The sequence below is a fragment of the Methanoplanus endosymbiosus genome, assembly GCF_024662215.1.
GTDB lineage: Archaea > Halobacteriota > Methanomicrobia > Methanomicrobiales > Methanomicrobiaceae > Methanoplanus > Methanoplanus endosymbiosus.
Map to the genome: position 1 here is coordinate 2,918,873 of NZ_CP096115.1, position 14,124 is coordinate 2,932,996.

A 14,124-nucleotide genomic window follows, 5' to 3' on the forward strand; every position below is an offset into this window, starting at 1 on the left:
TACACGATCATAACTACTAACACTAAATGATATCCATTACAACTGAGAAACCTCTGGCGTGCTGGCCTGGCACGGATAACTACAGCGGGGCGGAAGTAAAATGCCTCACAGTGATTTTTAAGACATCGGGATGCAGGTGGAATAAATGCCTGATGTGCGGGTACCGTTTTGAGAGATACCATGATATCTGCGATGAAGAGCTTGGAAAGAGGCTTATCGCGCAGGTGAACTGGGTAAAGGAGAATTTTAACCTCTCCGGTTTTGATATGATCAAGATCTTCACATCCGGAAGTTTCTTTGATCCTGAAGAGGTTCCGCCTGAGGTGCTGGAATATGCGGGCGGTGTATTTAGGGGAAAGATTGTCATTGCCGAGACGAGGGCTGAGTATGTGGAGAGGGACTCTGTAAGGGGTTTTCTGGATGCAGTCAATGATGGCACACATGAAATGCCGCTTTACATTGCAATGGGCCTTGAGACCACTGACGATTTCATCAGGGAGAAATGTATTGACAAGGGTCTGACCTTTGATGAATACAAAGGTGCGGCAGGCGAGGTCAGGGCTGCCGGCGCAGGTGTTAAGACCTATCTTATGATGAAGCCGCTCTTCCTCACGGAGAAAGAGGCAATTGATGATATGAAAAAATCCCTTCGCGAATGTTCGGAATATTCCGATATGATCTCAATGAATCTCTGTACAATACAGGGCCGGACTGAAGTTGAGCATTACTGGAAGAGAAGGGAGTACCGTACGCCATATCTGTGGAGTGTCCTTGATGTCCTGATCGATGCTGACAGGCACATCTTATGCGATCCTGTCGGCGGAGGAAAAGTGCGCGGGCCGCATAACTGTGGTGAATGTGATCATGACATCGTTGATGGCATAAGGACGTATTCACTCAACTACGACCGTGAACTGTTAAGGGCGCTCTTTGAGAGGGGCTGCCGCTGCAAAGAGGAATGGGAGTTTGTGCTGGATGAGGAGAAGCCTTACTGCATGCCTCTGACGAGATGAATCAGAAGATAGAGACTTAGGTGATAGTAAAACATCAGGCTCTGCTTCAGCAGAGATGCTGATCTGCTATGGTGGGATGTCAAGTCCTGACTTAACTGATAATGTTCAGATCAGCCGGTAGATGGCGGTAAAATAAGATCTGAATTATTTTTATTTTTTTGTGGCCGCACCGTATTGGTTCGGGGTGGTCTGTTACAACCGTAAAAAACAGGCGGAAAAAATTATTTTGGCCGGGGTTTTAATCCGGAATTTCTTTTAAATTATTTATTCCTGGCTCTTTTTGCTGAGTGATTTTGCAAGGAGTGGCAGAAATGCACCTGCATCGCTTACAACACCGATAGCCTGACTTGTTCCCCTGTCCATCAGTTTTGTCACTGATGCCGGGTTAATATCAACGCAGATGGTCTTTACAAATGACGGCAGGCAGTTTCCTATCGCAACCGAATGCAGCAGTGTTCCAATCATAATTACCATGTCAAGGCCGTGCAGATGCTCTCTCATTATCTCCTGTGCTTCTATAACATCGGTGATAACATCCGGGAGCGGGCCGTCATCACGTATTGACCCTGCAAGTATGAATGGGATTTCATTTTTTATGCATTCATACATTATGCCCTTCTTTATTATTCCCTGATCTACGGCATTCCTGATCGATCCTGCTCTTATTACCTCACTGATTGCATAGATGTGGTTTTTATGCCCGCCGGGAGTCAGTTTTCCGGAGTCAAGATCCATGCCGAGAGATGTGCCGAAGAGATTGTACTCTATATCGTGGGTTGCCAGTGCATTACCTCCAAAGAGGACATCGACATAGCCTTCCCTGATAATCTCAGCAAGCGCCGGGGCTGCCCGTGTATGAATTATTGCAGGGCCGCCAACAATTCCGATCTTCCCGCCGTTTTTCCTGATCTCAAGCATCTCATCCGCAATTTTGGCAATAATCGTCTCACTGGGCCTCTCGGATGAGACAGTATTCTGCATAAATTCAAAGGAGTTTACCTTTCTTGATCTCTCCGGCGGAACAATTCTGACACCTTTCTCCCCGATTACGACAAGATCTCCTTTTTTGAGCCTTGACAGCGGTGTGCATACGGCCCTGTCTTCATCAGGTTTTATAATTATCAGGCAGTCCATCTCAATATATTCAACATCAATCCATCTGTCGTTATATTTAAGAAATGTCGGATGGTTTGTTGTTGAATAAAAGCCCTTTGGGACCACTTTGTCTGCCTCTGCTGCTTTCAGTGTGACATCCTCCACTTCCGGCATTTTGGCTCCGAGGCGGTGAAGTTCGCTTAATATTTCCTCTAAGAGTTCTTCGGATTCTGCTGTTACTATAAGACGTGCATAACTTGTATCCTGCTTTTTTTTGCCCACATCAAATGTAATTAGTTCAAAATTGCCTCCCATATCAATTATTTTATCATATACGCGGGTTATTATGCCTGAATCAATAATGTGCCCTTCAAGTTCGATCTCTCTGGAAGAATCCATGGGAATAAAGTCGTTTTATAATGTTAATATTTTTTTGCTGATAGCATACCTGTGTAAGAAGTCCGGTGAAATTTCATATCAAAATCCGGGAAATTATCAATCACTATCTGTTTTTCTGCCTGAGATCATAAATTTTTCAAATAGTGACAGTTCTTCCGGTGTGTTGATATTATAACCAAGCGAGATGTCATCCGAGATTACTTTCAGTTCATCCTGCTCTTCTTTCATTCTGCTTCCTTTTACAATATTCAGTCCGGTGGGGCAGGCATTAACTCCCTCAATCTTCTCCCGGTAATTGCAGCTGAAGCTGATCTCCCTGACAAGATCTTCCGGAATCCATACAGAACATGAATCTTTTCCGGACTCTGAGTACTTTCTGCATATCTCATCTATTGTCCGGCTGGTAATTCCGGGTATGTCTGAAGCGCATGTAAGAAATGCTGATCTCTCATCTGTCTCTATTGTAAATTCTATCAGATCTTCCACATATCCAAGTCCGCCGGCGCAGTAATATTCAACCCCGTTTACTCTGCACCAGTTCTTTGTCATAGGCACATTGTCTGAGAGTGCAATTATGGCTTCATGGCCTGCCTCCTCAAAAGCTGTTACAATGTAATCTATCATCGGCCTGTCCAGAATTCTGACAAGCGGCTTCTCGCCCATTCCAAGCCTTGTACCTTTTCCTCCGGCCATTATCAGGGCAAGCATTCTCTTAGTGCCTCCAGCAGTCTCTCGTTATCTTCTCTTTTCCTGACTGCAATTCTGATGGAATGTGGAAGGCCGAATGAGGTGCAGTTCCGTACATAAAATCCTTTTTCAAGAAGCTTTTGGGTAAGTTCTGAGGATAAAATTCCGGTGCTGAAAAGAATGTAATTTGCAGACGGAGGATGATATTCAAGGCCCAGTTTTTCCAGCCCATTGCAGAGATAATCCCTTTCTGTGCGGATTTTTATTCTGGACTCCTCCAGTCTGTCGTAATTTCTGATTGCCGATACCGCAAAACTTTCTGCAAGGAAATTCACAGTCCACGGCAGGCGTGCAGCCTCAATCTTTTTTGTCACTGAAGGACTGCCTATGCCATAGCCGATGCGGAGTCCGGGTATTGCGAAGGATTTTGTGAGCGATCTGCTGACAATTACATTTTCATATCCGCAGTCTGCCACACTTTCATCTCTGTCTGCAAGATCCATAAATGCCTCATCAATATACAGCATAATTCCTTTCTCCGAGCAGTCATCTGCAATGGCAAGTATTTCTGATGCAGATAATATTTTCCCTGATGGATTATTGGGGTTGCATATCACTCTTAATCTGTGAGGGGTGGCTGGATCATGGCTGCATGATGCACCTGCAAGTTCCGCAGAAAAACGGTATTCTCCAAAGGTATGCCTCTCTGTGAGGACGTTTTCACCCGGATTTAATACTGCCTTAAAGAGTGATCTTATGATCTCTACAGAACCGTTTCCAACCGAAATATTTTCGGTTTTAACCCCATGATGCGTGGAAATCTCTTCTTTTAGTTCAGTGTATGTATCATCCGGATAGTCTTTTATTCTTTTAAAATCAGGTTTCCATCCTGTTTCCGGCGGCCAGGGATTTATACTCGCGCTGTAATCGGCTGTATATTTGCCGTTATTATTCTGTCCCAGCTGAAGAAGGCCTCCGTGAACTACCTTGTTTGGGAAATGTTTTTTCAAAAGAATATCTCCTGTGGGGCTAATATATGATAAAATAACTAAATATCCTTTTGAAATTCCTGTGAGTTCAACTCAGAATGTTTAAATATAATACGGTTGCAATGATTTCATTGTCTGAAATATAAATTTAAATCTGACATAAGTAAGCCTTTTGTCAGACTTATGGCTGACTCATGTCTGCTAAATGTCAGATGCTGTGGTTTCAATGATGGAGCGAGTTACAATCAGGCTGCCTTCACAACAGGTTGCAATGCTTCATAAACTTGTGGAGGCGGGTGAATTCCCTACGGTTTCTGAGGCAGTCAGGTATTCTGTTCGTGAACTGATAGAGAAACATGCAAACCGGGTAATCATGGACAGCGAACAGATCTCATTTGAAATCTAAGGAAATAAAGTAATAGTAATCATGGGCCTGTGTTTTTCCGGAAATATCAGGATTTCTGTCTGTGCGTTAAATTAAAATTGAGGTATTTAGGAGGTTTATTGTATGCAGAGCATAATTAACGAGGCATTAAGGCATGCCGAAACTGATCAGAATAACAGAAGAGGTGCAGTAATTGGAGATGACGATTTTATTGGTCAGCCAAGAATTGTAATTGTTGGTTGTGGAGGTGCAGGCAACAATACAATCAACAGGCTCTACCACATGAAAGTGCGTGGTGCCGAAACAATTGCAGTCAATACTGATAAACAGCACCTTGAGATGATCCAGGCTGATAAGAGAGTTTTAGTAGGCAAATCACTTACGAAAGGTCTTGGAGCCGGTGGTTTTCCGGATGTAGGAAAGCGTGCGGCAGAGATGGCAAGGACCACTCTTGAAGGGCTTTTGCAGGATGCTGATCTTGTATTTGTTACAGCCGGAATGGGAGGCGGTACAGGTACAGGTGTTGCGCCGGTGGTTGCTCAGATCGCAAAGGACCAGGGTGCAATTGTTGTTGGTATGGTCAGTTACCCGTTCCAGGTCGAAAAAGCCAGGCTCATCAGGGCTGAGGAAGGTCTTGAGGCACTATCAAATGCGGCTGATTCTGTCATTGTTCTTGATAACAACCGCCTTATGACATTTGTCCCGAATCTTCCGCTTGGGCAGGCATTTTCAGTTATGGATCAGCTCATTGCTGAAACTGTTAAGGGAATATCAGAGACTATCACCGAACCGTCTCTGATCAATATAGATTATGCTGATGTAAGGGCGATTATGAGCAAGGGCGGCGTTGCAGTGATGCTTGTCGGAGAGAGCAAACAGCAGAACAAATCTGAGAGCGTTGTTCATGAATGTCTCAACCATCCGCTTCTTGACATAGATTATCGCGGTGCAACCGGTGGTCTGATTCATATCACAGGTGGCAGTGATCTTACACTTTCAGATGCAGAGGATATTGCCAGCACACTTACGTATGAGCTGGATCCGCATGCCGATGTCATCTGGGGTGCACGCATCAACAATGATTATGAAGGCAAGGTCAGGGTTATGGCCATTATGACCGGAGTCAAGAGTGCACAGATTCTGGGCAGAAGCGGAGTTCTGTCATCAGGTTCTTCCGGGTCATCAAGACCGGGTGCCTCACAGATTGCAGAAGGTCCTTTTGAGAGGAACAACAGGCGTGCCGGAAGGCCTGCTTCAGGCTCCGGAGCAAGGGCAGCCCATGAGCAGACAAGTGGCGGACTCATTGATTTCATCCGCTAAATTCTGCTGAAAGGAGAATAATCAGCAAATTTCCGGTCGGTATTTAAATACCCAACCCATAAAGCTGTCCGGAAATTCAGCAAATATTTTTTTCATCCGGAGGTTCGTTCCGGAACTGGTTAAATCTATATTTTTTTGTCCTGTATGATTTTGCACTTTCGGGTTTTTTTGTAACTGTAATTTCCGGCTGTGTCGTGAACTTCTTCTGTAGATTTTATGTGAATTTTCTGCAGAATTTTTTGGGCTGAACTCTGGATTTGTAAACTGTTCTGAAATTTATGTCCATATTCTGTCCATAGGAGATTTTATCTGCTCTTGATTCTCCGGTGGTCTCAGTTGTGATCATTTGCGATAGACTTATATTCTGTGACCGCTCAATAACTAGAAATCACTGTGATGTCCGTAATGGGTTAACAGTTTGGCAGGGGTAAGATAAGTCCCCTGGTGGAATAGGGATTAGAACAGGACGAACAGCTTGATGAACACGGATCCGAAATCGGCCCGGAAAAAGTCTTTTGTTTCGTTAATTTTCATTACCCAGTCGATCCATCCTGTCAGCTGTGTGCATACTCCAATGGAGTCCACAGAATGATGAACTTAGTAAGAGTTGAGCATGTTGAACGAGCTTATTGATAAAAGAAAAGTAGTACTCCAGCAGTCTGAAGAGCATAAAGATAAGAGAAATGAACTGAATGCACTTGCAAGCACATTTGCACGTGAGCGCAATCAGTTAAATGCCCAGACCAGAGAGTGTGTAGATGAAGCGCAGAAGAACAAAGAACTTCGTGATGAAGCAAACAATTCTGTACACACTCTGAAAGCAGAGAGAAATGTTCTTAATGACCAGGCAAATGTTCTTTTTGAGGATATTGATGCATTCAAGAAGGAACATGGCGGAATCACCAACAACCGCGGCGTAAAAGAACTTCACAAGCAGATTGAACGCCTTGAAATGGAGCAGCAGACAAAAGTCTTCAGCCCCGAAAAAGAGCGTGAGTTAATTGAGAAGATTAAGCAGCTCAGAGTTGGAATAAAAGATCAGGAAGATGAGATCGAGCAGAACAAGGAGATCCATACAAAACTCCAGGAAGCCCGCGATCTCAGAAAAGAGGCATCTGATCTTCACGCCAGAGTGACAGAGAGTGCTGAACTTGCACAGAAACACCATGATCTTATGGTTGAGTGCTACAGAAAGGCAGACAAGTCCAGAGAGGCTGCGGATGAGTCACACAAGAAATTTGTGGAGGCACAGGAGGCTGCTGATGAAGAGCACAATAAGTTCATAGCATGCCAGAAGGAGATTCGTGACTACGATAAGGTAATCGGCGGACTCCGCAAGAAGACAAGAAAGACAAAAGTCACAAAAGAACAGAAGGCTGTCAGAAAGGAAGCAGAACAGGTCTTCCAGCAGTTCAGAGCCGGTGAAAAACTCACCACTGATGATATCCTGCTTCTTCAGCGTTCAAAATTATTATAATCCAAATAATTTTTTCCGGGAGTCATATGCTGTATGATTTTTCCGGCTGATTATTGAAATTTCACTTATTTTGTCAAATCTGTAAATTCAGATTTATTCTCAGGAATTGATTTATAAGATTAGCGTAAAACCCCTTGGTCTTTAGCCAAGGGGATGTAAGCGACAATATAATGGAACTAACTTAAAGTATTTAATATGTTAGGTTTAACTATTATATGCATGTTAATTGCTTACAAATTTAGAATGTATCCAAAAAAATATCAAATTGAAAAATTTGAACAACATTTTGGTGCTTGTAGATTTGTATATAATTTTGCACTTGAAATAAAGATAAAATCTTATGAAACTGATGGAAAATCAGTATCGAGATTTGTTTTAAACAAGATGCTTCCGGAACTAAAACAAGAAAATGAATGGTTAAAGGAAGTTAATTCACAATCTCTTCAGGGAGCTACATTACATCTTGATAATGCTTTTACTAAATTTTTTAGAGAGAAAAAAGGATTTCCTAAATTCAAATCACGAAAAAATCCAGTTCAGTCATTTTCTGTTCCTCAAGGGTATTTTGTTAATTTTGATCGGAATTTTGTTAAGTTACCTAAAATCGGGGTTGTTAAAACAATATTTCATAGACAGTTTAATGGAGATCTAAAGACTGCAACTGTTTCCCGGAATAACGCAGGAAAATATTTCATAAGTATTCTTGTTGATGACGGTATAGAGTATCCAGCACCTGAAACCTTTAATGCCAGTAATACAATTGGTATTGATGTAGGTATAAAGGACTTTGTCGTTACATCAGAAGGCAGGAAATACGACAATCCAAAGTTCTTGAAAAATTCAGAAACACGGTTAAAAGTTCTTCAGAGAAGGCTTAGCCGGAAAAAGAAAGGTTCTTCAAATTTCAAGAAAGCAAAATTACAATTAGCCAAAAAACATGAAAAAGTAAGTAATCAACGCAATGATTTTCAGCATAAAATCTCTTTTCGATTTGTAAGCGAGAACCAAGCAATAGCAGTTGAAACATTGAAAGTTGAAAATTTACTTAAAACCTGGATTCCCGCCCACTCATAACGATGTGGGTGGTGTCACCCCCAGGTCCCGGTACAGCTGCTCCTGTTTATCGAGTATCTCACCCACTCTGAGAGATTTTCCTGGTTGTTCAAAACACTCGATGACATCCAGTTTGTCCAACATACCAGGCAATGTGTAATTCCTGAAAAGGTTATGATCCTGCATCTGCTTTTTGAGATAAGATAAGTAGATCAGTGCCACAAACTGCACAAACAGTTTCCCATCAAGGCTCTGTTCTGAAGAAACGAGTGTACGGCGCATATTCAGGCGTTCTTTGAGATTTCCAAAGGCCTTTTCAACCACATCTTTGTTGCGGTAGAGTTCAAGAGCAGTTACTGCATCCATCTTTTCATTAGTAATCAGAGCAAAAAACCCAAAATATCGCTTGGCTTTGATGACATTTTCATCAATAATCTGTGCCTTTGTTCCTCTCTTGGGTGTTGTTTTGGTAATGAAGTACTGCTTGTAAAGTTTAGCGTGTCCTGGAACACGCTCTCCTGACTCCAGTTCCTTTTTTAGTGCGATTAGCTTTCGGTCGAAGTTTTTCTCATCTTCGGCTGCCTGGTCAATATTGTAGAAATAGTGGATGTAAAGACGGCGTGATTCCTGAAGAGTATCTCCTTTGTAAGGACGCTCTTTTGTATAATTCCAGGTGGTCCGGACAGTCTGGTAATACAGTTCGTAATTCTCACTGTAACGTTCAAAGCTCCTAAAAGTGTCATAGACTGCATCAAGTTCTCCATAGACAAATTTCAGAGACATTCTGACACCTGCAAGGAACTTCACGTGATTCTTAAACAGGTTGTTGATATTGACCTCACTGTAAAAGCCCCGGTCAAGAACCAGTTTAACTCTTGAGTGATCAAGAATATCCAGCTCTTCAAGCAGGCGTGTAATGGTCTTTGAATCCGGGATATTACCTGCGAGTTTTCTGTAATAGAAAGGGAGATTGGACTCCTGTCCAAAGACCAGAGCAAGATTCAGCTGTGCCAGTTTGTCGTGCTCCTTGTTGCGACCATACTGTACCTGCCTGAGGGTTTCTGAATAGCTGGACAGAGATGTTGTATCATAAGCCCAGAATTCATTATCCATCCTTCTCTTTCCCTGAAGTCTGAAGAACTGTAGTTTATTTGCCTCGGTAATGCTGGAAAACAGTTCACTACTGCGTTGTGAGGTGATGTCTTTGCCATAAGGATGCTTATGCAGGAGTCCCCACTTCTCAAAACGGTATAGCGGAGTGCTGTCTTCAAGGATTAAATAGTACACAACGGATAAGATTTGCTCATATGTGTCGGGGAAACACTGTTTCAGATCCTGAATGAGACCTAATTTCTCACCAATAGCATCCAGTAGATATGTGGCTCCGTAGAATGAACGATGTGCTTCCTCAACCCTCTTTGTATTACGTTTCACAGGCGGATTACCTTCTTTTTTCTTCCTGTTGCGTCCATCGGTGGGGACTATTTTACCTGTCTCTTTGTCTACACGCCCAATAAGGGTACGTTTGGCACGTGACTGTTTCTTTTCCTTGTCCCAGTATGATACAGAGCGGTAAGCATAGGTTATCCCGGATCTTTTGTCTGTTTGGTGAACTATTGCGACCATGTAAACACCTAATCGTTATGTGTGTTATTTAACACATAACGATTATAAAACTATCGGTTTGATCTTGGGGAGTATTTTGGAATATTAAGAAAAATGTGGAGTTAGATTTCAGAGTGGGTTATGTGTTTCCGGGAATGCAGGTTAAAAATCATAAATTAGCAAAAAGTATCTCTGATGTCGGATGGTCTGCTTTTTTTGAAAAATTAAAATATAAAGCAGAAAGATATGGTAAGATCATACTACAGATAGGACAGTTTGAACCATCTACAAAGATTTGCAGCAATTGTGGGTATTACAACTCTGAAATGACTTTGTCAGTAAGGGACTGGGTTTGTCCTGACTGTGGAATGCATCACGACAGAGATATAAATGCTGCAATAAATATCAGGAAATTTGCTCTTGATAGACAGAATCTAATTGGAATATAATATCTTTACACCCTTGGAACGAGGGGAAGGGCCTGTGGACTTGTGGAGGTTGCTCCGAGGTATGAAGCAGGAAGCCTCTGGGTCTTTAGCCCAGAGGTAGTTCACTATAGCTGATGTTCTGATATTTATGCAGACAATTCCATTTTGATAATTTTGCTGGTTTACTCCGGTTTTGTCTTCTGAATTATTTTTCGTCTGCACTGAATTTCCCCGGATGGTAGTGATGTTAATTTCATCATTCTGAATTGATCTTCTCTGGCAGGTGGTCTGGATCATTTTTATGTGTGTGATTTATTTCATCTGTGGAATTTTCCTGTTTCTGTCATGAATCAGGCAATTATTTATAGATTCAAATTGATTTTTAAATGATGCCTGACGAGCGGACACTTATATTGTGTGTCGATCGTGATGATGACATCGGCTATAAGGCGGATGTTAATGAGCCTGCAGTGGGAAGGGAGAAATGTCTTGATGCAGCTAACCGCCTCGCACTTGCTGATCCTGAAGATTCAGATGTAAATGCGATTTTTCAGGCGATAAAAACCTATGATGAACTGTCTGCCAGAGGCGAAGATGTATTTGTGGCAGTGGTTGGTGGAAATCATACCAATATGATAGACGGGGACAGGAGGATCTCCCAAGATCTCGGAAAAATAGTCTGGGATAATGAAATAACCGAATGTATAATTGTTACGGACGGTGCAGAAGATGAATTTGTCCTGCCAATAATTCAGGCTTCAGTAGATGTCAAAAGTGTTCAGAGGGTGATTGTAAAACAGATGCCCAATCTTGAAGGGACGTATTACATAATCAGGAAGCTTCTGGATGACCCTAAGATTGCAAGGACATTTCTTGTGCCTGTGGGTCTGGCAATGCTTCTCTATGCGGTTGCAAACCTTCTTGGAAGTCCTGAGATTGCAATAGTGATAGTTGTTGGTGTGATTGGTGTATATCTCCTCTTTAAGGGTCTTGGAATTGATGAATACTTCGGTTATGCGGTAAATTCCCTTCACAAATCCTTTGTAGGCGGAAGAGTGACATTTGTTGCATATATATCGGCAATTCTTATCGGTTCAATAGGGATCATTATAGGACTTACAAGCCTTCTTGAATGGTACACTCCTGATCGGGGAATATTATTCTATCTGCTGTCATTTGTTTATGGTTCTATTGCTTATTTCACAATAGCAGCACTGACAGCTTCCATAGGCAAGATAATTGATGTCTATCTCAATGAGAAAAATGCTCTGGGGAGAGTTATCGCAGTTCCCTTCTTCATTGGCGCTGTGGGAATAATTGCATATGGCGCAAGTGTCTATGCCCTTTCTGTCGGCAGCAGTATGGACTTTCCGGTCCTTGGCGTTGATGGAGTAAGGCTGATAGTTTATACGACTGTTATAGGTCTCATATGTGCAGCATTCGGGGTGTATCTTCAGAAGTATGTATCCGGATGGCTTAAGCGTTCAGTTGAGAAGGATGAACTCTGATTTCCTGAATATTTTTTTTCTGTTCCAACTGTGGCGGTCCGGAAATACTTCAGGTGACACTTTTTTGCGACCATGATTGTTGGGTTATGTTTTTTTCCTTGCTGGCTGTTTATGAAATTAACAGGCAGAAGGGCCACAACTTTAGTTGTGGGAGGATTTCAGAGAAGAGGATAATCAGGACTTTCCTGAGATTTTTTCTGATCCGGATTTCCTGTCAGAATAATAATAGCTGGGTTTATCCGGAATCAGCAGTTTTTGGTCTTTTATTTTTAAAAAAATTCTGAAATATCTGTTATTTTATGGCTATCTCTATTGGTTTTGCAAAGTATCCTATTCCTGGTATTTCAGAACTGTTGTTGAAATTTCTGGTTGATCTCGGTGTCTTAATTTCTATCTCCGGAATTTCAGCTCCAATTTCTATTCTTGGAAACCAAAGTGATCCATCTCCGTTGTTAAGTGAGGGTGAGCTCACAACCAGTACTGCGTGGTCCATATCAACAGATTCAAATATACTGTTTTCAAAGGGAAAAACCTCATATAGTTTCTTTTTAAGGTCTGCTTTACCGAGGAGAAGTACTATAATCTGTATGGTATCTTCAACAGAATAGTTGATCTCAAGTGTTGCCCTCTCTTCTTCAATCTGTATATTTACAGATTCAAAAGTGATGTAGCTGTATCTGTTGTCTTTGGCATATGCCGGACTTATCAGTATTGATGTAAGAATAAGACAGAGTATAATCAATCCTGATTTTTTCATTCTAATAGATATTCTAAAACTAATGATATAGGCTTTCTGGTCGGATTAATAAAATAATTTTTATGGAATTTTGGAAAGGGTAATTTCAATGCTTGAAACATTGGTCTGACCACTTTCTGTATCCATCAGTTCTGTACCTGTTATGATCCCGGATTTCTGAACACCTTCCAAAAACCGGTTTGTTGCAATTTCGGCTGTATCAACTGCGCGTGATATTGCCTTACCCCTGGCCTTTACAGCCACATGATCTGCTCCCTGATTAAACTGGGTAACTACTGCAAGAACATAATTCATTACAGGCTTGTTACCGACGAACACTGTATTATCAGTCATTAAGATACACTCTCCCATCAATTTAGAGATATTTTTTGCCTGCTATCAATTCAGCATTCAATACTGAGGCTCCCGCAGCCCCGCGTATTGTATTGTGTCCTGTAGCAATGAACCGGAGACCCTCTCTGACCCTTCCGACAGATACTGACATCCCATTGCCTGAATTCCTGTCAAGTCTTGGCTGGGGCCTGTCTATGGCATCCAGATAAATTACGGATTTTTCCGGCTGTGTGGGCAGGTTGCTGAATGGTGCCCTGTAGTTTTTAAAATCATTTATGATCTCTTCGACAGGGTCATGTGTATCAGCCCATATTGCCATTGTATGTCCGTCAATAACAGGCACTCTGTGGCATGAGGCACTAATCTGTATCGGAGAATTTTCAATCTCTGAGCCGTTGAACCGGCCCATAATTTTCTGAGTCTCAGTCTCCATCTTTGTCTCCTCAGATCCAATGTAGGGGACTACGTTGTCGTAAATTGCCATTGCTGCAATTCCTTCAAATCCGGCCCCTGAAACGGCCTGCATTGTTGCAACCCGGATGTCTGAGATACTCCTGTTTCTGATTGGATTGAGGGCCATTGCCATTACAATTGTTGAGCAGTTCGGGTTTGTTACAATAAAACCGTCTCTGCCCCTGTCACGCTGGACATCTATGAGACCCAGGTGGTCGGAGTTCACTTCCGGAATTACGAGCGGAATGTCTGCATCCATTCTGTGGGATGCGGCATTGCTGCATACTGCAACTCCGGCATCTGCGATGTCAGTCTCAAGTCTGCCTGCAAGTTCGGCCGGAAGCGCCGAGAAGACTATGTCAAGATCTTTTACACTGTCAACCGAGGTTTTTGAGACAACAATATCGCCCATCTTTTCGGGCATGGCGAGATCAAGTCTCCAGTTAACTGCTTCCCTGTAACTCTTTCCTGCACTCCTTTCGGATGCGGTAAGCGTTTTCAGGTTAAACCACGGGTGTGCGGCAAGCAACTGTACAAATCTCTGCCCGACTGCACCTGTTGCACCAAGTACTCCTACATTGATCATAGATTAAAAGAGAATTGTCTGGTTTGTATAAAGGTT

At 42.3% G+C, this 14,124-nt stretch carries 14 protein-coding genes; 7 read left to right on the top strand and 7 right to left on the bottom strand.

Annotated elements, in window-relative coordinates; genetic code table 11:
* Positions 1–26 precede the first annotated feature (26 nt).
* Positions 27–1,013: an archaeosine biosynthesis radical SAM protein RaSEA gene (locus L6E24_RS13645; protein ID WP_257742501.1), complete on the top strand. Its 987-nt coding sequence runs from the start codon at positions 27–29 to the stop codon at positions 1,011–1,013.
* A gap of 264 nt (positions 1,014–1,277) precedes the next feature.
* Here L6E24_RS13645 and L6E24_RS13650 read toward each other — a convergent pair whose 3' ends face one another.
* The 3 genes from L6E24_RS13650 to L6E24_RS13660 all read right to left on the bottom strand — a co-directional run bounded on the left by L6E24_RS13650 (position 1,278) and on the right by L6E24_RS13660 (position 4,204).
* Positions 1,278–2,507 (bottom strand): ornithine cyclodeaminase, nickel-pincer nucleotide-dependent, encoded by a 1,230-nt coding sequence (locus tag L6E24_RS13650; RefSeq protein ID WP_257742502.1) that lies wholly within the window; start codon positions 2,505–2,507, stop codon positions 1,278–1,280.
* 96 nt (positions 2,508–2,603) lie between these two features.
* A complete protein-coding gene (locus L6E24_RS13655; RefSeq protein WP_257742503.1) occupies positions 2,604–3,215 on the bottom strand; it encodes an NTP transferase domain-containing protein in 612 nt (203 codons plus the stop codon).
* Positions 3,203–4,204, bottom strand: coding sequence for a pyridoxal phosphate-dependent aminotransferase (locus L6E24_RS13660; protein WP_257742504.1), 1,002 nt, complete (start codon positions 4,202–4,204; stop codon positions 3,203–3,205). Before L6E24_RS13660 ends, L6E24_RS13655 begins: the two co-directional genes overlap by 13 nt.
* A gap of 205 nt (positions 4,205–4,409) precedes the next feature.
* On the opposite strand from L6E24_RS13660, the gene L6E24_RS13665 reads away from it, so the two are divergent.
* From L6E24_RS13665 to L6E24_RS13680, 4 genes are all read left to right on the top strand, one after another.
* Positions 4,410–4,589 (top strand): ribbon-helix-helix domain-containing protein, encoded by a 180-nt coding sequence (locus tag L6E24_RS13665; RefSeq protein ID WP_257744043.1) that lies wholly within the window; start codon positions 4,410–4,412, stop codon positions 4,587–4,589.
* 102 nt (positions 4,590–4,691) lie between these two features.
* Positions 4,692–5,888, top strand: a complete 1,197-nt coding sequence (gene ftsZ, locus L6E24_RS13670; RefSeq protein ID WP_257742505.1) for a cell division protein FtsZ — start codon at positions 4,692–4,694, stop codon at positions 5,886–5,888.
* 613 nt (positions 5,889–6,501) lie between these two features.
* Positions 6,502–7,365, top strand: a complete 864-nt coding sequence (locus L6E24_RS13675) for a coiled-coil protein (protein WP_257742506.1) — start codon at positions 6,502–6,504, stop codon at positions 7,363–7,365.
* 219 nt (positions 7,366–7,584) lie between these two features.
* Positions 7,585–8,439: an RNA-guided endonuclease TnpB family protein gene (locus L6E24_RS13680; RefSeq protein ID WP_257742507.1), complete on the top strand. Its 855-nt coding sequence runs from the start codon at positions 7,585–7,587 to the stop codon at positions 8,437–8,439.
* Here L6E24_RS13680 and L6E24_RS13685 read toward each other — a convergent pair.
* Complete coding sequence (locus L6E24_RS13685) at positions 8,434–10,044, bottom strand: IS1634 family transposase (protein ID WP_257741957.1); 1,611 nt, start codon at positions 10,042–10,044, stop codon at positions 8,434–8,436. The genes L6E24_RS13680 and L6E24_RS13685 overlap by 6 nt on opposite strands.
* Positions 10,045–10,178: 134 nt before the next feature.
* On the opposite strand from L6E24_RS13685, the gene L6E24_RS13690 reads away from it, so the two are divergent.
* Both L6E24_RS13690 and L6E24_RS13695 read left to right on the top strand, forming a co-directional pair.
* Positions 10,179–10,472, top strand: coding sequence for an RNA-guided endonuclease TnpB family protein (locus tag L6E24_RS13690; RefSeq protein WP_257742508.1), 294 nt, complete (start codon positions 10,179–10,181; stop codon positions 10,470–10,472).
* Between the two features lie 368 nt (positions 10,473–10,840).
* Positions 10,841–11,959, top strand: a complete 1,119-nt coding sequence (locus tag L6E24_RS13695; protein ID WP_257744044.1) for a DUF373 family protein — start codon at positions 10,841–10,843, stop codon at positions 11,957–11,959.
* 292 nt (positions 11,960–12,251) lie between these two features.
* On the opposite strand, the gene L6E24_RS13700 is transcribed toward L6E24_RS13695, so the two are convergent.
* The 3 genes from L6E24_RS13700 to asd are packed head-to-tail and all read right to left on the bottom strand — an operon-like array spanning position 12,252 to position 14,088.
* Positions 12,252–12,716: a hypothetical protein gene (locus L6E24_RS13700; RefSeq protein WP_257742509.1), complete on the bottom strand. Its 465-nt coding sequence runs from the start codon at positions 12,714–12,716 to the stop codon at positions 12,252–12,254.
* Positions 12,717–12,776: 60 nt separating this feature from the next.
* The gene (gene albA, locus L6E24_RS13705; protein ID WP_257742510.1) at positions 12,777–13,049 is read right to left on the bottom strand and encodes a DNA-binding protein Alba; all 273 of its coding nucleotides are present in this window, start codon (positions 13,047–13,049) and stop codon (positions 12,777–12,779) included.
* Positions 13,050–13,071: 22 nt separating this feature from the next.
* Positions 13,072–14,088, bottom strand: a complete 1,017-nt coding sequence (asd, locus tag L6E24_RS13710) for an aspartate-semialdehyde dehydrogenase (protein ID WP_257742511.1) — start codon at positions 14,086–14,088, stop codon at positions 13,072–13,074.
* Between the last annotated feature and the right edge of the window lie 36 nt (positions 14,089–14,124).